The sequence below is a fragment of the Streptomyces adustus genome, assembly GCF_009377175.1.
GTDB classification, from domain to species: domain Bacteria; phylum Actinomycetota; class Actinomycetes; order Streptomycetales; family Streptomycetaceae; genus Streptomyces; species Streptomyces adustus.
In genome coordinates, this window is sequence record NZ_VJZD01000181.1 from 1 (window position 1) to 19,772 (window position 19,772).

Genomic DNA, 19,772 nt, shown 5'->3' on the forward strand with positions numbered 1-19,772 from the left:
CCCCCGGACCACGCCCCGGCCGGGCCGCACCTCGGCTGCCCGGCCCAGGGCCGGGCAGCCGACGGGACCGGCCGCCGTATCGCCCCGACCGATCCCACACCGAGCCGGCTGCCCGACGGCCCCGGCAGGGCCTCCGACGCCCGGCGGACCTGGCAGGGCCTCCGGCGCCGGGCGGCCCCAGTCGTGGTTTCGGCCGCCCGGAGGCCGGGGCTGGTGCGATCCAGGTCTGGGCCTCCGGTGGCAGTGGCCGATACGGGCCTGGCTGGTCCCGGCGCCGGGCGCCGGGCGGCCCCGGTCGTGGTTTCGGCCGCCCGGAGGCCGGGGCTGGTGCGATCCAGGGCTGGGCCACCGGCGGCAGTGGCCGACACGGGCCTGGCAGGTCCGGCGCCCGGCGCCCGGCGCCCGGCGCCCGGCGCTTGGTCGTGCCTCCGGCCGCCCGGAGCCGGATCGGACCGCGGAAGGCCGGACCGCGCCGCGGAGGGTCGGACCGCGGAGGGCCGGGCTGGGGAGGGTCGCACCGCGGAGGGCCGGGCCGCGGAGGGGCACCGGCGGGAGCCGTCGCAGGCCGTGAGCCGTGCGCGGGCCGCGGCCCGTGGGGGCGCCTGACAGACTGGACCCGTACGTATCCCCACGGACAAGGACCCCAGATGACCCGCGTGATCGCCGGCGTCGCCGGCGGACGCCGCCTCGCCGTCCCGCCGGGCACCGGCACCCGCCCCACCTCCGACCGCGCGCGCGAGGGACTGCTGTCCACCTGGGAGTCCCTGCTCGGCGGCCCGCTGGACGGCGAGCGGGTCCTCGACCTGTACGCCGGTTCGGGCGCCGTCGGTCTGGAGGCCCTCTCCCGGGGCGCGGCCCACACCCTGCTCGTCGAGGCCGACGCCCGCGCGGCCCGCACGGTCCGCGAGAACGTGAAGAGCCTCGGGCTGCCCGGCGCCGAGGTCAGATCGGGCAAAGCGGAGCAGATCGTCAAGTCGCCGCCGCCGGGGGAGCCGTACGACATCGTCTTCCTGGACCCCCCGTACGCCGTCACCGACGACGATCTACGCGAGATCCTGCTCACACTCCGCGCGGAAGGCTGGCTCGCGCCGGAAGCCCTCGTCACCGTGGAGCGCAGCACCCGAGGCGGCGAATTCCGGTGGCCGGACGGCTTCGCGGCCCTCCGGGCCCGCCGTTACGGCGAAGGCACGTTTTGGTACGGTCGCGCCGCCTCTACGTGCGAAGACGCACGATGACCGGACCGGAGAGCGAGGGAACCCAGTTGCGCCGCGCCGTCTGTCCCGGGTCGTTCGACCCCATCACCAACGGACACCTAGACATCATTGGCCGCGCCTCCCGTCTGTACGACGAGGTCTACGTCGCGGTCATGATCAACAAGTCCAAGAAGGGCCTGTTCGAGATCGACGAGCGGATCGACCTGATCCGTGAGGTCACCGCCGACTACGCCAACGTCCGGGTCGAGGCCTTCCACGGCCTCCTCGTCGACTTCTGCAAGCAGCGCGACATCCCCGCGATCGTCAAGGGGCTGCGCGCCGTCAGCGACTTCGACTACGAGCTCCAGATGGCCCAGATGAACATCGGGCTCTCGGGCGTCGAGACCCTCTTCGTGCCCACCAACCCCACCTACAGCTTCCTGTCGTCCTCCCTGGTCAAGGAGGTCGCGACCTGGGGCGGCGACGTCTCGCACCTGGTCCCGCCCGCGGTCTTCGAGGCGCTCACGCAGCGTCTGGGACAGGGCTGACCCCGACTCCACGGGTGCGCACGGATCCCCCGCCGGGGCTGACAGCCCGTCACCCGGTGTCGGCCGTGCGTCCCATGGACGTACAGTCGTCCCGTCCGTCTCCAACACAGCTGTAGAGAGTGGCGAGCACACGATGGACGTGCAGAAGAAGCTCGAAGAGGTCGTCTCGACGGTCTCCAGTGCCCGCTCGATGCCGATGTCGGCCTCGTGCGTGGTCAACCGTGCCGAGCTGCTCTCCTTGCTCGAGGAGCTGCGCGAGGCGCTGCCCGGCTCCCTCGCGCAGGCGCAGGAGCTGATCGGCGACCGCGAGCACATGGTGGAGCAGGCCCGCCAGGAGGCCGAGCGGATCATCTCGACGGCGCACGCCGAGCGCGGTTCGCTGATCTCCGACACCGAGATCGCCCGCCGCTCCCAGGCCGAGGCCGACCGGATCCTCTCCGAGGCGCACAAGGAGGCCGAGGAGGTCCGCGTCGAGGCCGACGACTACGTCGACTCCAAGCTCGCCAACTTCGAGGTCGTCCTCACCAAGACGCTCGGCTCCGTCGGCCGCGGCCGCGAGAAGCTGCTCGGCACCGGACCGGGCCTGGACGAGCAGGGCTACGAGGACGAGGACGCCCCCGAGCGCAGCCACGACCCGGAGACGCTGCGCCGCGACGCCGACGCGTACGTCGACGCCAAGCTCGGCGCCTTCGAGGCGGTCCTCGCCAAGACCCTGGACGCCGTCGGCAAGGGCCGCGCCAAGCTGCACGGCCGGATCGCCACGGACGACCTCGGCGCGCTCGCCGACGACACCACGACCTTCCAGCACTCCAGCGACGCCGACTACCTCGCCGACCTGGCCGCCCTCGCGGACGCCCCGGCCGAGCCGCGTCGCCAGCCCGCCGCGCAGCAGCCCGTCCAGCCGCAGTACGACCAGCAGGCCGTCCAGCCGGCCTACGACTACCAGCAGCAGCCGGACCCGTACGGCGGCTACCAGCAGCAGGGCTACGGCCAGCAGGACGCGTACGGCTACCAGCAGGCGGACCCCTACGCCGCGGGCTCCGGCTACGCCCAGGACGGAGGCTTCCAGGGCTACGACGCCCAGCAGGCCGGGTACGACCCGCACCAGGCCCACCAGGCCCACCAGGACCACCAGGCCCACCAGGACCACCAGGCCCACCAGGACCATCAGGGCTACGCGCTCGACGAGGCCAGCCTCTTCGACACCAGCATGATCACCCCCGACCAGCTGCGGGCCTACGAGCAGGAGCGGGGCCTGTAGGACCGGCCGGCGACCGCCCCGGTGGGCGGGGGCGCGGAGGCGGATTGGGCCGAGAGCGAAAGGTCCAGTATCCTGGCTCTTCGGTCGCGTGTACGTCCGCGATCCGCGCTGCCCGGCGACACCGAAGGGCCGCGTCCCTCTGAGCTGAGAAGATCGAAAGCAGGAATGGCTCTGAACGCCCGCCTCGACCACCGCAACCCGCTCGTGTTCGACACACACGAGCTGGGGCGGCGTCCTGGCGCGCTGCTGCGCCTGACCCGCACGATCGACGCCCCCCGTGATCTCGGGATCGCGGAGGTCATCGGAGTGCCGGAAGGCGCCCCGGTGGAGCTCGACCTCCGCCTCGAGTCGGTCATGGAAGGGGTGCTTGTCACAGGCACCGCCCGTGCACAGGCAGAGGGGGAGTGCGTAAGGTGTCTGGAGCCGCTCGGGCTGGAGCTCGAAGCGGACTTCCAGGAGATGTTCTCGTACCCTGACGCCGACGACCGTGGCCGCCCCAAGGCGGAACCGGCCGACGACGCCGAGGAAGACGAGGACAGGCTCTTCATCGAGGACGGCTTGTTCGACCTCGAACCCGTGCTGCGTGATGCGGTGGTGCTCGCACTGCCGATGCAGCCGGTGTGCCAGGAAGACTGTCCAGGACTGTGCACCGAGTGCGGTGCGCGCCTTGCGGACGACCCGGACCACCACCATGACGCCGTCGACATCCGTTGGGCGGCATTGCAGGGACTCGCCGGTTCACTCGGAGACGGCGAGAAGGACGAGATGAGCGGCGCCGAAGCGGGCGTCGACGAGAAGCAGGAGAAGTAGCCGTGGCTGTTCCGAAGCGGAAGATGTCGCGCAGCAACACGCGCCACCGCCGGTCGCAGTGGAAGGCTGCGGTCCCCACCCTGGTTGCGTGCGAGCGCTGCCACGAGCCCAAGCAGCAGCACATCGCGTGCCCGTCTTGCGGCACCTACAACAAGCGCCAGGTCCTCGAGGTCTGAGCGGCTGGTGAGAGGTCTGATGTCTGACGCCAAGAAGCACTCTCTCCGCGCAAGCGGAGGTGGTCCGGCGGACACAGCGGCCTCGTCCCACACGCTGTTGGAAGGGCGGCTCGGGTACAAGCTCGAGTCCGCCCTTCTGGTGCGTGCGCTGACCCACCGCTCGTACGCGTACGAGAACGGCGGTCTGCCGACGAACGAGCGACTGGAGTTCCTCGGGGACTCGGTGCTCGGTCTCGTCGTCACGGACACGCTGTACAACACCCACCCCGACCTGCCCGAAGGCCAGTTGGCCAAGCTGCGGGCCGCGGTGGTCAACTCGCGTGCGCTGGCGGAGGTCGGCCGTGGCCTCGACCTGGGTTCCTTCATTCGGCTCGGCCGTGGTGAAGAGGGCACGGGCGGCCGGGACAAGGCGTCCATCCTCGCCGACACCCTGGAAGCGGTGATCGGCGCGGTCTATCTCGACCAGGGCCTCGACGCGGCCTCCGAACTGGTGCACCGCCTGTTCGACCCGCTGATCGAGAAGTCCTCGAACCTCGGTGCCGGCCTGGACTGGAAGACCAGTCTCCAGGAGCTCACCGCGACCGAAGGACTCGGCGTGCCCGAGTACCTGGTCACGGAGACCGGTCCCGACCACGAGAAGACCTTCACTGCTGCCGCCCGCGTCGGAGGCGTCTCGTACGGCACCGGCACCGGCCGCAGCAAGAAGGAGGCGGAGCAGCAGGCCGCCGAGTCCGCCTGGCGGTCCATCCGGGCCGCGGCGGACGAGCGAGCCAAGCAGGCAGCCGCGGAAGCCACCGCGGCCGTCGAGGCCGGCCCCGAGTCGGCATCCGCCTGACCGAACAGCGCGACCGAGCGCCCGTCCCCGCCGGGGCGGGCGCTCGGCTCATCCACCGGTTGTCACGGGGGGTCCCATGCCCGAGTTGCCCGAGGTCGAGGTCGTACGGCGTGGTCTGGAGCGGTGGGTCGCCCACCGTACGGTCGCCGACGCCGAGGTGCTGCACCCCCGCGCGGTCCGCCGCCACCTGGCAGGGGCCGACGACTTCACCCACCGCCTCAAGGGCCACCGGATCGGTGTACCCAGCCGCCGCGGCAAGTACCTCTGGCTGCCGCTGGAGGACACCGACCAGTCCGTGCTGGCCCACCTCGGCATGAGCGGTCAGCTCCTGGTCCAGCCGCACGAGGCGCCGGACGAGAAGCATCTGCGCATCCGGGTCCGCTTCGCCGACGTCCAGGGCACCGAGCTCCGCTTCGTCGACCAGCGCACCTTCGGCGGTCTGTCGCTGCACGACACCACCCCCGACGGGCTGCCCGACGTCATCGCGCACATCGCCCGTGACCCCCTCGATCCACTGTTCGACGACGAGGCCTTCCACCAGGCCCTGCGCCGCAAGCGCACCACCATCAAACGGGCCCTGCTCGACCAGTCGCTGATCAGCGGCGTCGGCAACATCTACGCCGACGAGGCGCTGTGGCGCGCCCGCGTCCACTACGAGCGTCCCACCGCGGGCTTCACCCGCCCGCGCACCACCGAGCTCCTGGGCCACGTCCGGGACGTGATGAACTCCGCGCTCGCGGTCGGCGGCACCAGCTTCGACAGCCTGTACGTCAACGTCAACGGGGAGTCGGGCTACTTCGACCGGTCGCTGGACGCCTACGGCCGCGCGGGCCTGCCCTGCCGGCGGTGCGGCACGCCGATGCGCCGCCGCCCCTGGATGAACCGCTCCAGCTACTTCTGCCCGACGTGTCAGCGGGCGCCGCGCGTCTCGTCGTAGCGCTCCCGCGCCGCCAGTACGTCGTCCATGCCGCCCTCCAGGACCCGGATGAGCGCCAGCAGCCGCTGGGCGACCTCGTGGCCCAGCGGCGTCAGTTCGTAGTCCACCCGCGGCGGGTTGGTCGGCTGTGCCTCGCGCAGCACCAGGCCGTCGCGCTCCAGCGCGTGCAGCGTCTGGGAGAGCATCTTCTCGCTCACGCCGTCCACCCGGCGGCGCAGCTCGTTGAACCGCAGCGAGCCCTCGCTCAGCGCGCCCAGCGTGAGCCCGCCCCAGCGTCCCGTGACGTGCTCCAGCGTCCCGCGCGAGGGACACGCCTTGGCGAACACGTCGTACGGGAGGTGCCGGTCCTCCGCGCTCTCCTGCGTGCTGGTCATACATGAAGCTTACGTGGACTCAGCGCTGACGAACAGATTGCACTAACTGCTGGTTAGCGCCCCCGGCCACCCGACGACTCGGCCGGCCGGACGGTTCCCGGGGATCTGACCTGCGGTGGTCTCCTCCGGTGGTCTCAGTAGCCGAAGAAGTGCGGGGCCGGATCTCTGGCCTGCACCCCCGCAATCGATCAACGCTGCGACCTGCGACTTAGCTGTCGACGGTTGTCAGCGTTGGTCGTTGTCGAGTACCTCCGTACGGCCCAGAGACGGCCCGAGCGGGGGTGGTGCGGTGTGCGTCCCTCGATGCGAACTATCGCTGTGGTCTGTCGAGTCAGCCGCGGAGTGCCATGGAGAATTGACCCCATGGCCACGATCCATCGCCGCACCGACACGCTGCCCGTCGGGATAGTTCTGGCATCAGTCGGGGGATTCCTGGACGCGTATACGTTTGTCCGCTATGGCGTATTCGCCAACTTGCAATCCGGCAACATGGTGCTGTTCTGTGTCCAGGCCACGGACCGCCATTGGCACGCAGCGGTCTTGTCGGTCATCCCGATCGGGGCCTTCATTGCCGGCGTACTCGCCGTGGACATCCTCGGCGTGCCCCACGTGGGAAGGCTCGTTCGCCGCCCCCTGAGGCTTGTGTTGACGATTCAGATCGTGCTACTCACAGCAATTGCATCATTGCCCGATGGCACGCCTGAGCCTGTGACGACGGTAACGGTATCGCTCGTGGCCGCGTTGCAATTCGCGACGTTCACGACCCTGCGCAACGCCCCCTACGCCACGCTGATGGCAAGTGGGAATCTGCGCACGAGCATCGGCGCCGCGCACGAGTGGGTGGTCAGCAAAAAGCCGGAGGACGCACGGCGCGCGGGAAGGTATGCCGTTGTCGTTGGGGCATTCGCGGTCGGCGCAGTGATCGGTGCGATCTGCACCAGGTTCGTCGGCACCCCGGCGGTCGCCGTGGCTGCCGGCCTACTCGCCGCGGTGCTCGCGATGCTGATCAGCGAGACGCGGCAGCTTGAGCGTGGTGAAGCGAACGTGTAGCCGTCCGCGACCTCGCCTCCAACCACCCGCTGGTCAGCACGCACGAAGAAAAGCAAGGAATGATGGCTATCGCGCTCGTTCTGGCAGGAAGTCTCCACCAACTCCAATTGGAGCTGCTCCACCTACCAGTCGCACCGACTCTCGTTCAACATCAAGTTCAAGACCTGCATCGTGCGTAATGCCAACAACGATGCACAGGTCGTTCTGGTGGTACAGAACAGCGGAACCAAGGCCGCGGTCATCCGCGGTGTGATCGACACGTATATCGACGGGCATTACTTTGGCTCCATCGCCTGCAAGGAGTCGACCCTCAATCCTGGCTTCACCAGGGGATGCTTTGACATAACCCTTTCGGGCACCTCCACGCTCCGCGGTGAAACAACCCTCTTTATGAACGGGGACCAGGAAAGCAACGTCAGCACCGATTCTTGGGAAGGGTGAGAGGCGCTCCGCTCACAGCGCTGCTTACATCCTCCCGACCTCCGGCGCGCTCGACCCGAACGAAATCACGGCGCCTCGGCTCCGTGGATGGCCGGCCGAGCGTCTTCGTGCGACCGAAGCCAAGACCACCGTCGCGAAGGCCGCGCTGATCTACCAGCACTCGGCCGACGAGTGGCAACGGGACGGGCGGCCGGGCTCGACGCCATGGTGCGTGCCGAGCGTGTGAAGAACCACAACGACGAGCGCGCGCACCACAAGGAGGATCCCGCCGGTAGCTAGCCGAGTCCTTGGGGTGCGGAGGTGGTGCGCGCCTCGTCCACCGGTCTGGGCAACAAAGAACCCCCGGGTCAACGACCTGGGGGGTTTCGCGTGGAGCGGGTAATGACAATCGAAGTCGCGCTCTCAGCTTGGGAAGCTGCGGGCACACCGGCCCTGCGGCTGTCCTGATCTGGACGGACGGCCGGTTCGCGGCGTCACTGAAGCCGGCCGACCTGACCGTGGTTCCCCGCAGTTCCCCGCCGCATCTGGTGCGCTTGTGGTGCACCGGCGCGATGGCGTCCCGCCGAGTGGTGTAGCCGATCCTGCTTGGGATCTTGGCACAGCAGGCACGTCAGGCCGCGAGGGCGGCGGTTCGGGCGAGGTGTTCACGACTCGACCGCTTCCCCGTCCCCCGCGTCGGCCAGCAGCCGTTCCGCCAAGGCCCGGCCTTCCGCCCCCCTCAGGTCGCCGGGGCCGAAGAAACGCTTCGGCCAGTACGCGTGCCCGTCGATCCACGGAACGCCCAGCGGAGCCTCCTCCGTACGGCCACGGAGTTCGAGCCGGCCCGCGGGCTCCACGGGCAGGTCGGCGGGAAGCGCGCGCATCCCCGGGAACCAGGGCTGGGGCAGCGGCAGCGGCCGGAGTTCCAGCACCGCCTCAGGATGGACCTGGTCACCTCCGTCGGCCGGGAACAGCGCCAGCAGGGCGGTCCCGCCCCACGGCGGGTCGTACACCAGGGCGTACCGCTTGGCCACGGGTCCGGGCGCGCCGGCCGCGCGGGCCAGGGCCCTGGCCGTGACAGCTCCACCGCTGCTCAGGCGGTAGGCCCCGAAGAGCGCCAGGCCCGCCGCGAACACCAGCAGGGCCAAGGCCTGAGGCACCCCGGTCAGCGCGTAGATCGCCAGGACGACGACCGCGTAGATCACCGCCGGCACCAGAACGGACAGACCCGAGATCCCCCGCAACGTCCGCACCCGCCACCACGGCACCGTCCGCACGTCCGCCTCCCGGCGGCCGCGCGCCTTCGGTCTGGGCAGCGCGGCTTGGCGTCGCGCCTCGTCCGTCAGCGTCGCGTACGTGAGCGCGCCGGATCCCGGCGCGAGGTTGCCTCCACCGTCGTACGACATCAAGGTCCCCTCTCCCGCGGGCCCCTCCCCGCACCCCAACTGCCCATCAGACAAAGGGACTTTACACTCCCCACGGTCGGCGTCCGCGGGTGATCTCCCGCACGGTCGGGCGCCATGGGACGCCACGGCAGTCCGGTCGGACCAGGCGGTGCGGCCGGTGACGCAAAAGACCCCCGGTCCAAGTGGACCGGGGGTCTTTTCGCTGGTGGGGCTAACAGGATTTGAACCTGTGGCCTCATCCTTATCAGGTCGATCGTGGGGTCATCGCGACCGTGGTGAACGTCCACTGAAGCCTGGTCCGGCTGCCGCTGAGGTTCGACTTTAGTCGGCGCCGTACGCCGATGTTGGTGTCAGCCGTTGATGTCAGACGCCCCTGACGCCCTTGCCGTCGGCGTCTCTCCAAGTCTCAGGCTGGCAACCTAGGTTCCTCGCGAGGTCGAACGCGCTATCTTCGCGGCACGAAGATCCGGCGCAACGTTCGCGCGGTTCTGCTCGATGGCGATCACCTGGTGTTCCTGCGTCGAGGTTGGCCAGGTGGGCCTTCCTACTACGAGACGGTCGGCGGAGGCGTTGAACCAGACGACGCGGACCTTGAAGCGGCCCTACGCCGTGAAGTCATGGAGGAGATCGGCGCCACGATCGGCCCTGTCACCGAGTTTCTGACCGTGACCGACCCGGGTGAGAGAGTCACAGTCGTACGTCACTACTTCTTCGCTGACGTGCTGAACATGGATCTGACCCGCCGCAATGGCCCTGAAATGGGTGATCCCGATATAGGGGACTTCTCGCCGGTCCGAGTCGCGCTGGAGGTGCCAGCAGTTGCGTCGCTGGAACTACAACCGCCTGAACTCGCCGATTATCTCCGCGATCACGTCAGGTCATGGCGCGCCTGACAGGCAGCGGACCTTTCGAATCCACCACTCACCCCTGCTCACATCCCGTCCGCCGTCGACCCACACACCGTGGAGCGGGCGTGGTTCATGGCGTCCAGGTGGAGCGCGCCACTGTACGAACGACCTGGACGCCATGGGCCGCGTCTGCTCGGCTCTGCCTGGGTCGACGGCGGACGGGATGGGAGCACACCACGCTCGCCACAACGTGCCCGCGGCCGGGAACGGCGCCCCCTCCCACCCGGTGCCGGCCGATCCCCCGCCGGAGGCATCGTCTGTGACTGTGAGCCGCGTTCGCCTGGTGCTCGCCTCATGACCTCCGGGCCTATCCACGTGTGGGCGGGCGTCGGTGCAGCCGGGGCGGAGCGGGCCGAAGGCAGGAGCGGCGCCCCGAGCGGAGCCGGGTGCTTGACCGTGCCCAGCCGTCATGTCCTGGGCGGGCCAACTGCCATACGGGAGCTCTAGAGTCCTGTCATGTCCCGTCACACTCCCAACCGTCCGGTGGACGTGGAGAGCCTGTTTCCTGAGTTGCTCCCCTTCCGCCGTCAGTCCGTCCGGCTGCATCCGCGTCCCGGTTCTCCGGACTATAAGGACAGTTCTGTCGGAGGTCCTTTGCTCTGGCCTGCCGAGGAGGCGTGGCCGGTGTGCTGGGAAGAGCACTACGACATGGACACCGTGAGTCGACTGGAACCCCCTGTACCCATGGTTCCCATCGTCCAGGTCCATTGTGTCGACGCGCCCGGCGTGCCTTTTCCCGAAGGTACGGACCTGCTGCAGGTCTTGTGGTGCCCCTACGGCCACGGCGAGTTTTGCTACCCCCTGCCCCAGGTCTACTGGCGAGACTCCGGTGCCGTCGGCGACGTACTGCCGACCCCGGTACCAGCGGCCGGGCTGGACGAGGACTGGTACCCGGCTCCCTGCGTGGTCCACCCCGAGCAAGTGACCGAGTTCCCGAGCCGGGACCTCCCGGACGAGGTCTACGACGCGCTGAGAGGCCGCTTCGACGCGCTTCTCGCCGAGACCGGCCTGGACTACCCCTACCACCTCGCGGTGGCCCCCGGGATCAAGCTGGGTGGCTATCCGAGCTGGACTCAGGACCCGGCATGGCCCGACTGTGAAGGGTGCGGCAGCCGGATGGAGCACCTTCTGACCGTGTCCAGCTGGGAATTCGACGGCGAGTCCTGGCGCACGTGGCTTCCCGAGGAGGACCGAGTCGACGAGAACGAATCGGGCGGCCGACGATGGAAAGACAACGCCCACAATTCCGCCGGCCTGTGCCTCGGCGACGCCGGAGGCGTCTACATCTTCGAGTGCCGTACCTGTCCTGAGCGCCCTATCGGGCACTGGTTCGACTGCTCGTGACTTTCGGGCGCCGGCACACCGGCTCTGTAAAACAGACTCAGTGAGCACCTCGGTCACCACGATCCCGGGTTCACGCCGCGGACGTACACCCACCTGATGCCGTCGAGCGGGACCCGCACCCGGGCCGCCGTGGACCGCGTCCTCCCGTATGAACCTCCGGCTGACGGTCCCGGGACGGCCCCAGACGGTTCCTAGGTGCCTGACCTGCGATTATCTCAGTAGCCGAAGTCCTGGGTCCACCAAGGGCCGCCCTCGCCGAAGTGCACTCCCACGCCCAGCGTGTTGAAGTCGCAGTTCAGGATGTTGGCCCGGTGGCCGGGGCTGTTCATCCAGGCTTCCATGACGGCCTCGGCGTCCGCCTGGCCCCGGGCGATGTTCTCGCCGCCGAGGTTGCTGATGCCCGCCTTCGCCGCCCGGTCCCACGGCGTGGCGCCGTCCGGGTCGGTGTGGTCGAAGAAGTTGCGCTGGGCCATGTCCTCGCTGAAGGCCTCGGCCAGCCGGGTCAGCGAGCCGTTCGCCGTCAGGGCGCTGCATCCGACCTTCGCCCGCTCCTCGTTGACGAGCTTCAGCACCTCGGCCTCGGCCTGCGCCTCGGCGGACACCGTCACCGCGGAGCTGGACTCCTTCGGCGCCTTGGTGGCCGTTGTCGGCTCCTGCGAAGGAGTGGTCTCGGCGGCGGTGCCGGGGTCCGCCGTCGGTGCCTTCGAGGGCGTCGTGCTCGGCGTCGCGCTGGGCTTCGGGGCGGCCGGTGCCGTCGGGGTGGCGGCCGCCGACGCGCTCGCCCGCTGGGAGTCGCGGCTGGTCGCCGTGGAGTCGTCGCGCTCGGCCGCGGTGCCGGACGTGCCGCCCTGCTCCGTCGCGGAGTTGGACGGGGAGCCCGCGGCCTGCACGTTGTCGCCGCCGCTGGTGCCACCGCCGAGCCGGTAGTTCTCCAGGCCGGGCACCACGCCGGTGGCGACCGCGACGGTGCCCAGCGCGACCGCGGCCGAGACGCCGAGCAGCCCGCTGCGGACCGGGGTCGAGGCGCGCTTCTTGCGGCGGCGGTGCGCGGAGCGTCGTACACCCTCGTCGGGCGTGAAGCCCTCGGACAGGAAGCTGCGGGTGAAGGCGGCGTCGCGGGGGAAGCGGGGGTCGCGGACCGGGCGGCTGTCGGGGGCGGTGTGGTCCTCGCGGACGGGGCGGTCGTCACGGACGGGACGGACCTCGTGGACCGGGCGGGTGTCGTGGGCGACGCGTTCGTCCAGGACGGGCCGGCTGTACGTGTTGCCGTACGTGTTTTCGTGGGTGCTGCCGTACGTGTTGCCGTACCCGTACTCGTGCCCGTACCCCGACTCGTACCCGTACCTGTTTCCGTACCCGTACTCGTGCCCGTATCCGTCAGAGGTGTCCGACGGGAACGTCATGGTTGCGTCGGGCCACGCGCCGCCGTCCTGCGGCGGGTAGGTATAGGCGTCGCTGTGCGCGGTGGTCTCGGTGTGGGCGGTGGGGTTCAGATAGGGCGCGGTGCCCATCGTGGTCGAGGCGTCGCCGTACGAGTCGTACTGGTCGTGGGCGAGGTAGGGCGCGGTGCCCATGGCCGTCGGGGCGTCACGGTACGAGTCCTGCGGGCCGTGGCCGCCCCAGCCCGGTATGGAGGAGTCGTGCGCCTCCATGACCTCCGCGGCGTGGCCCGTGGCGGAGCGTCCATGGCGTCCCATGTCCTTGCCTTCCTCGTCCTTGCTCGTCCACCTGGTCGACCCGAGCCTGTCCCGAGTCCAGGCGGCCGACCTGGCGGTTTCCCGCATGTCCTGGACGGCCGGACTCACTCCAACGAGTGAGTTTCATATGAGATTCATTGGGTGGGGACGGTACCGCATGACGCAGGGGGAGGAAGTGCCCCCTGGGACATTGGCCGGTTAGGTTGCAGTCATGAGCGAGGATGTGCGGCTGGTCGCCTGGGTGCGTGGACGGGTACAAGGTGTGGGTTTCCGATGGTTCACCCGGGCCAAGGCGCTGGAGATCGGCGGCCTGAGTGGCTTTGCTCTCAATTTGGGCGACGGACGGGTGCAGGTCGTCGCGGAAGGACCGCGTCCGGGGTGCGAGGGACTGCTCGACTGGCTCCGGGGGGACGACACGCCCGGGAGCGTCACCGGTGTCACCGAGATGTGGGACACACCCCGCGGCGGCTACGACGGCTTCGCCATCCGCTGACTCCGCTCGGCACGGAAGCCCAGGTGGGAGCGGAGTGATATGCCAATGGCACCTGCCCGAAGCAGAAAGCTCCTGGTGGTTGCCAAGAACGGCTTGTGGTGGCAAGCTCCGCACCTAAGGATGATCGCCACGCCCTGAGGGCCCCGCAGGAGTCGCAGCACCGCCGTTTCCAGGCCGCCTGCCGCCGGGATGCCCGCCAATACGGGGTGTGATCGTGTTGACCGTCAAACTTTTTGGTGAGACGCTGAAAGCCCCGCGCACCTTAGCTGTTTGGCATGGATGAACGGCAGCACTAACTCAAGAGTGCCAAGCACCGCGGGTGCGAATCCCTCACGACCCACACCGCTTCGGTCGGTCACTCAGTGTGGAGGACCATCCATCATGGCAAAGGCGCTTCTCGGTTACGTCGGCGGCTCCGACCCTCGACTCCTCGCCGAGATGCGACGGCTCCAGCAGCGCGTACAGGACCTGGAATCCGAGCTCGGACGGATCCAGGCCGAGAACGAGGCGCTGACGGCTGCCGCTTCTCACGACAGGATCATGGAGAGCATCGACGCACACCAGGCGGAGCCTGCGCTCACCTGATCGCTGCACTGCTCCACAACAGCACACGCAGTGGTTGGGCTGCCCGTATCAACCGCTAAGTTGTCAGAGTGTGCATAGGGACGCTTCGGCGTCCCTTCTTTCTTCCCCCCGGTCCTGCCTGCCCCCGCATCCCTGCCCCCGTGCATCCTTTCACCGTCTTTAACGTCTGGTGTGCCCTGCACGTTCATGGGTGAAACCGCGGGTTCATGGAGTGAGACATCACCGGAAGGTAGAGTCCAGCGGCGTGCACCTCAAGGCCCTGACGCTCCGCGGCTTCAAGTCGTTCGCCTCGGCGACCACGCTCCGGTTCGAGCCGGGGATCACGTGCGTCGTGGGGCCGAACGGTTCGGGCAAGTCCAATGTCGTGGACGCGCTCAGCTGGGTCATGGGCGAGCAGGGCGCCAAGTCGCTGCGCGGCGGCAAGATGGAGGACGTCATCTTCGCCGGCACCACCGGCCGCCCGCCGCTGGGCCGCGCCGAGGTGTCCCTGACCATCGACAACTCCGACGGCGCGCTGCCCATCGAGTACGCCGAGGTCACCATCACGCGGATCATGTTCCGCAACGGCGGCAGCGAGTACCAGATCAACGGCGACACCTGCCGTCTCCTCGACATCCAGGACCTGCTGTCCGACTCCGGCATCGGCCGCGAGATGCACGTCATCGTCGGCCAGGGCCAGCTCGACTCCGTCCTGCACGCCGACCCCATGGGCCGCCGGGCCTTCATCGAGGAGGCCGCGGGCGTCCTCAAGCACCGCAAGCGCAAGGAGAAGGCGCTGCGGAAACTGGACGCGATGCAGGCCAACCTCGCGCGCGTGCAGGACCTGACGGACGAACTGCGCAGGCAGCTCAAGCCCCTGGGCCGGCAGGCCGCGGTCGCGCGCCGGGCCGCGGTGATCCAGGCGGACCTGCGCGACGCGCGCCTTCGGCTGCTGGCCGACGATCTCGTACGGATGCGGGAGGCGCTCGACGCCGAGGTCGCCGACGAGGCCGCGCTCAAGGAACGCAAGGACGGCGCCGAGCAGGAGCTGAAGAAGGCGCTCCAGCGCGAGGCCCTGCTGGAGGACGAGGTACGGCGGCTCTCGCCACGGCTCCAGCGCGCGCAGCAGACCTGGTACGAACTCTCCCAGCTGGCCGAGCGGGTACGCGGCACCGTCTCCCTGGCCGACGCGCGTGTGAAGAGCGCGACCTCCGCGCCCCCGGACGAACGGCGCGGACGCGACCCCGAGGACATGGAGCGCGAGGCCGCCCGGATCCGCGAGCAGGAGGCCGAGCTGGAGGCCTTCCTGGAGGCGGCGCAGCACGCCCTCGACGACACCGTGGCCCACCGCGCGGAACTGGAACGCGAACTCGCCGTCGAGGAACGGCGTCTGAAGGACGTCGCCCGCGCCATCGCCGACCGCAGGGAGGGGCTGGCCCGGCTGAACGGCCAGGTCAACGCGGCCCGTTCGCGTGCCGCTTCGGCCCAGGCCGAGATCGACCGGCTTGCCGCGGCGCGGGACGAGGCGCAGGAACGGGCCGCCACCGCGCAGGAGGAGTACGAGACGCTCAGGGCCGAGGTGGACGGGCTCGACGCCGACGACGCCGAACTCGCCGGTCGGCACGACGCGGCGAAGGAGCAGCTCGCGCGGGCCGAGGCCGCCCTGACCGAGGCCCGTGAGGCGGCCGGCGCGGCGGAACGCAGCCGGGCCGCGACCCGGGCCCGCCACGAGACGCTCGCCCTGGGGCTGCGCCGCAAGGACGGCACCGGCGCGCTGCTGGGGGCGAAGGACCGGCTGACCGGCCTGCTGGGCCCGGCCGCCGAACTGCTGACGGTCGCTCCTGGACACGAGGTCGCGCTCGCCGCCGCTCTCGGCGCCGCCGCCGACGCCCTCGCGGCGAGCGGCCCCGCCGCGGCCGCCGACGCCATCCGCCTGCTGCGCAAGCAGGACGCGGGACGGGCCGCACTGCTGCTCGGCGGCGCCCCCGACGACGTACCACCGCACGTCGACGACGTACCACCACACCCCGCCCCGGACGGACCACCCTCCGCCACGGACCTGCCGCACCCCGCCGCGGCCGACCGCCCCGCCACGGACCCGGCGTCCTCCGCCACGGATGGGCCGCTCTCCGCCACGGACCTGCCGCACCCCGCTGCGGCCGACCGCCCCGCCACGGACCGGCCGGTCTTCGCCGCCGATCTCGTGCGGGCCCCCGCCGACCTCATGCCCGCCGTGCGACGGCTGCTGCGCGGGATCGTCGTCGTCGCCACCCTCGACGAGGCCGTGGACCTGGTCGGCGCCCACCCGGCGCTCACCGCCGTCACCGCCGAGGGCGACCTGCTGGGCACGCACTTCGCGCACGGCGGGTCGGCCGGCGCGCCCAGTCTGCTGGAGGTGCAGGCGTCGGTGGACGAGGCGGCCGCCGAGCTGGAGGTGCTGGCCGTACGGTGCGAGGAGCTGACCGGGGCGCAGCACGCGGCCGTCGCCCGGCGCGCGGAGTGCGCCGCGCTCGTCGAGGAGCTGGGGGAGCGGCGCCGGGCCGCCGACCGGGAGAAGTCGGCCGTGGCGCAGCAGCTCGGCCGGCTGGCCGGCCAGGCCCGGGGGGCCGCCGGTGAGGCGGAGCGGTCCACGGCGGCCGCGGCCCGGGCGCAGGACGCGCTCGACAAGGCCGTACTGGAGGCGGAGGAGCTCGCCGAACGGCTCGCCGTGGCGGAGGAGATGCCGGTCGAGGAGGAACCGGACACCTCCGTGCGCGACCGGCTTGCCGCGGACGGGGCCAACGCCCGGCAGACCGAGATGGAGGCGCGGCTCCAGGTCCGTACGCACGAGGAGCGGGTCAAGTCGCTCGCCGGGCGGGCCGACTCCCTGGACCGGGCGGCCCGCGCCGAACGCGAGGCACGCGCGCGTGCGGAGCAGCGGCGCGCCCGGCTGCGGCACGAGGCAGCCGTCGCGGAGGCCGTTGCCTCGGGCGCCCGGCAGTTGCTCCAGCACGTCGAGGTCTCGCTGCGGCGGGCCGACGCGGAGCGCACCGCGGCCGAGGCCGCCAAGGCCGAGCGCGAGCGGGAACTGGTCGTCGCCCGCACCGCCGGACGTGACCTCAAGGCGGAGCTCGACAAACTGACGGATTCAGTTCACCGGGGTGAGGTACTCGGCGCCGAGAAGAGGCTGCGGATCGAGCAGCTGGAGACCAAGGCGCTGGAGGAACTGGGTGTGGAACCGGCGGGGCTCATGTCCGAGTACGGTCCGCACCAGCCGGTGCCGGCCTCGCCCGCCGCCGAGGGCGAGGAGCTGCCGGACGATCCGGAGCACCCGCGGAACCGGCCCAGGCCGTTCGTACGGGCGGAGCAGGAGAAGCGGCTGAAGGCCGCCGAGCGGGCCTACCAGCAGCTCGGCAAGGTCAATCCGCTCGCCCTTGAGGAGTTCGCGGCCCTGGAGGAGCGGCACAAGTTCCTCAGCGAGCAGCTGGAGGACCTGAAGAAGACCCGTGCCGACCTCCTCCAGGTGGTGAAGGAGGTCGACGAGCGGGTCGAGCAGGTCTTCACCGAGGCCTACCGGGATACCGCGCGGGAGTTCGAAGGCGTCTTCGGTCGGCTGTTCCCGGGCGGCGAGGGACGGCTGCTGCTCACCGACCCCGACAACATGCTCACCACGGGTGTGGACGTCGAGGCGCGGCCACCGGGCAAGAAGGTCAAGCGGCTGTCGCTGCTGTCCGGTGGCGAGCGGTCGCTGACGGCCGTGGCGCTGCTGGTGTCGATCTTCAAGGCGCGGCCGAGTCCGTTCTATGTGATGGACGAGGTCGAGGCCGCGCTGGACGACACCAACCTCCAGCGGCTGATCCGCATCATGCAGGAGCTCCAGGAGGCTTCGCAGCTGATCGTGATCACGCACCAGAAGCGCACGATGGAGGTCGCCGACGCGCTCTACGGCGTGTCCATGCAGGGCGACGGTGTCTCGAAGGTCATCTCCCAGCGCCTTCGCTAGTTGCGTGCAGGCTACATTAGTCTGCCTCTGCACCCTCACCTGCTTCACTACTTGAACACATGGTGGCCGCACCCTGTCCATAAGCTCACACTCTCAGGATTATTAACTTCGAAACTTGAAGACATAGTCTCTGCGACATTGCTTTTACCTTCAGGTGGTGGCGGGCGTGAACTTGTGCGCCACTGGAACCATCACCCAAGGGCTTGTCCCCACATCCCGGCAGCGAGGCCGGTGGCCCGAGGAGTCACACGTGACCAGCACAGCGCAGGTACCCCCACCCGGAGCCAGGACGGCTCACCCCGATCACCTCGGGCATGTCGTCTTCATCGCGGCCGCGGCCGCGATGGGCGGCTTCCTCTTCGGTTACGACAGCGCTGTGATCAACGGTGCCGTCGAGGCCATCCGCAGCCGTTACGACATCGGCTCCGCAGCGCTGGCCCAGGTCATCGCCATCGCCCTGATCGGCTGTGCCATCGGCGCGGCGACCGCGGGTCGGATAGCCGACCGCATCGGCCGCATCCGCTGCATGCAGATCTCCGCCGCCCTGTTCACGGTCAGCGCGGTCGGCTCCGCACTGCCGTTCGCGCTGTGGGACCTCGCCTTCTGGCGGATCGTCGGCGGCTTCGCCATCGGCATGGCCTCCGTCATCGGCCCCGCCTACATCGCCGAGGTCTCCCCGGCCGCGTACCGCGGTCGTCTCGGCTCCTTCCAGCAGGCCGCGATCGTCGTCGGCATCGCCATCTCGCAGCTGGTGAACTGGGGCATCCTGAACGCCGCGGGCGGCGACCAGCGCGGTGAGCTGCTGGGCGTGGAGGCCTGGCAGGTCATGCTCGGCGTCATGGTCATCCCGGCCGCCCTGTACGGCCTGCTCTCCTTCGCGATCCCCGAGTCGCCGCGCTTCCTGATCTCCGTGGGCAAGGAGGAGCGCGCCCGTGAGGTCCTCAAGGAGGTCGAGGGCGACAAGACCGACCTGAACGCCCGCGTCGCCGAGATCGAGCTCGCCATGAAGAGCGAGCACAAGTCCAGCTTCAAGGACCTGCTCGGCGGCTCCTTCTTCTTCAAGCCGATCGTCTGGGTCGGTATCGGCCTGTCGGTCTTCCAGCAGTTCGTCGGCATCAACGTCGCGTTCTACTACTCCTCGACGCTGTGGCAGTCGGTCGGAGTCGACCCGACGGACTCGTTCTTCTACTCCTTCACCACGTCGATCATCAACATCATCGGTACCGTGATCGCGATGATCTTCGTCGACCGCATCGGTCGCAAGCCGCTGGCCCTCATCGGTTCGGTCGGTATGGTCATCGGCCTCGGACTGGAGGCCTGGGCGTTCTCGTTCGACCTCGTCGACGGCAAGCTGCCGGCCACCCAGGGCTGGGTCGCCCTGATCGCCGCCCACGTGTTCGTCCTCTTCTTCGCCCTGTCCTGGGGTGTGGTCGTCTGGGTCTTCCTCGGCGAGATGTTCCCGAACCGGATCCGCGCCGCGGCCCTGGGCGTGGCCGCCTCCGCGCAGTGGATCGCCAACTGGGCCATCACCGCGAGCTTCCCGTCGCTGGCCGACTGGAACCTCTCCGCGACCTACGTGATCTACACGATCTTCGCCGCGCTCTCCATCCCGTTCGTCCTGAAGTTCGTGAAGGAGACGAAGGGCAAGGCACTGGAGGAGATGGGCTGACCGCCCGCCCCGTGAACTCGGGGAGAAGGGCCAAGTCCCCGCTGCCCCTCTCCTCGTTCCCGTAGGAGGTGCTGCCCCGGCTCAGTCGCTGAGCCGGGGCAGCAC

At 69.9% G+C, this 19,772-nt stretch carries 18 protein-coding genes and 1 pseudogene; 16 read left to right on the forward strand and 3 right to left on the reverse strand.

Translation table 11 applies throughout. The features are described 5' to 3' along the window. The first annotated feature begins 647 nt into the window (after positions 1-647). The 7 genes from rsmD (at position 648) to mutM (ending at position 5,760) form a co-directional block, all read left to right on the forward strand. Positions 648-1,235, forward strand: a complete 588-nt coding sequence (rsmD, locus tag FNH09_RS32700) for a 16S rRNA (guanine(966)-N(2))-methyltransferase RsmD (RefSeq protein WP_152893523.1) — start codon at positions 648-650, stop codon at positions 1,233-1,235. Between the two features lie 26 nt (positions 1,236-1,261). Then, positions 1,262-1,741, forward strand: coding sequence for a pantetheine-phosphate adenylyltransferase (gene coaD, locus FNH09_RS32705; RefSeq protein WP_238427246.1), 480 nt, complete (start codon positions 1,262-1,264; stop codon positions 1,739-1,741). A gap of 133 nt (positions 1,742-1,874) precedes the next feature. Next, positions 1,875-3,002: an ATP synthase F0 subunit B gene (locus FNH09_RS32710; protein ID WP_152893525.1), complete on the forward strand. Its 1,128-nt coding sequence runs from the start codon at positions 1,875-1,877 to the stop codon at positions 3,000-3,002. Positions 3,003-3,167: 165 nt separating this feature from the next. After that, a complete protein-coding gene (locus FNH09_RS32715) occupies positions 3,168-3,812 on the forward strand; it encodes a YceD family protein (protein WP_152893526.1) in 645 nt (214 codons plus the stop codon). A 2-nt stretch (positions 3,813-3,814) separates the two neighbouring features. Next, complete coding sequence (rpmF, locus tag FNH09_RS32720) at positions 3,815-3,988, forward strand: 50S ribosomal protein L32 (protein ID WP_003951102.1); 174 nt, start codon at positions 3,815-3,817, stop codon at positions 3,986-3,988. 19 nt (positions 3,989-4,007) lie between these two features. After that, positions 4,008-4,823, forward strand: coding sequence for a ribonuclease III (rnc, locus tag FNH09_RS32725; RefSeq protein ID WP_152893527.1), 816 nt, complete (start codon positions 4,008-4,010; stop codon positions 4,821-4,823). Between the two features lie 76 nt (positions 4,824-4,899). Further along, entirely contained in the window at positions 4,900-5,760 is an 861-nt protein-coding gene (gene mutM, locus FNH09_RS32730; protein WP_152893528.1) for a bifunctional DNA-formamidopyrimidine glycosylase/DNA-(apurinic or apyrimidinic site) lyase, read from the forward strand. Here mutM and FNH09_RS32735 read toward each other — a convergent pair. Next, positions 5,733-6,134: a winged helix-turn-helix transcriptional regulator gene (locus tag FNH09_RS32735; protein ID WP_152893529.1), complete on the reverse strand. Its 402-nt coding sequence runs from the start codon at positions 6,132-6,134 to the stop codon at positions 5,733-5,735. The two genes, mutM and FNH09_RS32735, sit on opposite strands and share 28 nt — an antisense overlap. A 363-nt stretch (positions 6,135-6,497) precedes the next feature. Between FNH09_RS32735 and FNH09_RS32740 the strand changes: the two genes are divergently transcribed. Then, a complete protein-coding gene (locus FNH09_RS32740; RefSeq protein ID WP_162469430.1) occupies positions 6,498-7,184 on the forward strand; it encodes a YoaK family protein in 687 nt (228 codons plus the stop codon). 171 nt (positions 7,185-7,355) lie between these two features. Continuing rightward, positions 7,356-7,625 carry a hypothetical protein gene (locus FNH09_RS32745; RefSeq protein WP_152893531.1) on the forward strand — a complete coding sequence of 90 codons (270 nt, stop codon included), beginning with the start codon at positions 7,356-7,358 and terminating at the stop codon, positions 7,623-7,625. A 644-nt stretch (positions 7,626-8,269) separates the two neighbouring features. On the opposite strand, the gene FNH09_RS32755 is transcribed toward FNH09_RS32745, so the two are convergent. After that, on the reverse strand, positions 8,270-9,010 hold the full coding sequence (locus FNH09_RS32755) for a hypothetical protein (protein WP_152893532.1): 741 nt from the start codon (positions 9,008-9,010) through the stop codon (positions 8,270-8,272). 464 nt (positions 9,011-9,474) lie between these two features. Here FNH09_RS32755 and FNH09_RS32760 point away from each other — a divergent pair, with 464 nt between their 5' ends. The 3 genes and pseudogenes from FNH09_RS32760 to FNH09_RS50405 form a co-directional block, all read left to right on the forward strand. Next, positions 9,475-9,903, forward strand: coding sequence for an NUDIX domain-containing protein (locus FNH09_RS32760; RefSeq protein WP_162469433.1), 429 nt, complete (start codon positions 9,475-9,477; stop codon positions 9,901-9,903). A 699-nt stretch (positions 9,904-10,602) separates the two neighbouring features. After that, positions 10,603-11,262: a DUF1963 domain-containing protein gene (locus FNH09_RS32765; protein WP_238427245.1), complete on the forward strand. Its 660-nt coding sequence runs from the start codon at positions 10,603-10,605 to the stop codon at positions 11,260-11,262. Between the two features lie 36 nt (positions 11,263-11,298). Further along, a pseudogene (locus FNH09_RS50405) lies at positions 11,299-11,457 on the forward strand (site-specific integrase); the annotation flags it as partial. Positions 11,458-11,477: 20 nt separating this feature from the next. Here FNH09_RS50405 and FNH09_RS32775 read toward each other — a convergent pair. After that, complete coding sequence (locus FNH09_RS32775) at positions 11,478-12,959, reverse strand: CAP domain-containing protein (protein WP_152893535.1); 1,482 nt, start codon at positions 12,957-12,959, stop codon at positions 11,478-11,480. A gap of 211 nt (positions 12,960-13,170) precedes the next feature. Here FNH09_RS32775 and FNH09_RS32780 point away from each other — a divergent pair, with 211 nt between their 5' ends. From FNH09_RS32780 to FNH09_RS32795, 4 genes are all read left to right on the forward strand, one after another. Continuing rightward, on the forward strand, positions 13,171-13,452 hold the full coding sequence (locus tag FNH09_RS32780) for an acylphosphatase (protein WP_152893536.1): 282 nt from the start codon (positions 13,171-13,173) through the stop codon (positions 13,450-13,452). A 381-nt stretch (positions 13,453-13,833) separates the two neighbouring features. Then, positions 13,834-14,037 carry a hypothetical protein gene (locus FNH09_RS32785; RefSeq protein WP_020942469.1) on the forward strand — a complete coding sequence of 68 codons (204 nt, stop codon included), beginning with the start codon at positions 13,834-13,836 and terminating at the stop codon, positions 14,035-14,037. 244 nt (positions 14,038-14,281) lie between these two features. Continuing rightward, positions 14,282-17,998: an AAA family ATPase gene (locus tag FNH09_RS32790; protein WP_162469431.1), complete on the forward strand. Its 3,717-nt coding sequence runs from the start codon at positions 14,282-14,284 to the stop codon at positions 17,996-17,998. Between the two features lie 250 nt (positions 17,999-18,248). Beyond that, entirely contained in the window at positions 18,249-19,667 is a 1,419-nt protein-coding gene (locus FNH09_RS32795) for a sugar porter family MFS transporter (protein ID WP_162469432.1), read from the forward strand. The last annotated feature ends 105 nt before the right edge of the window (positions 19,668-19,772 follow it).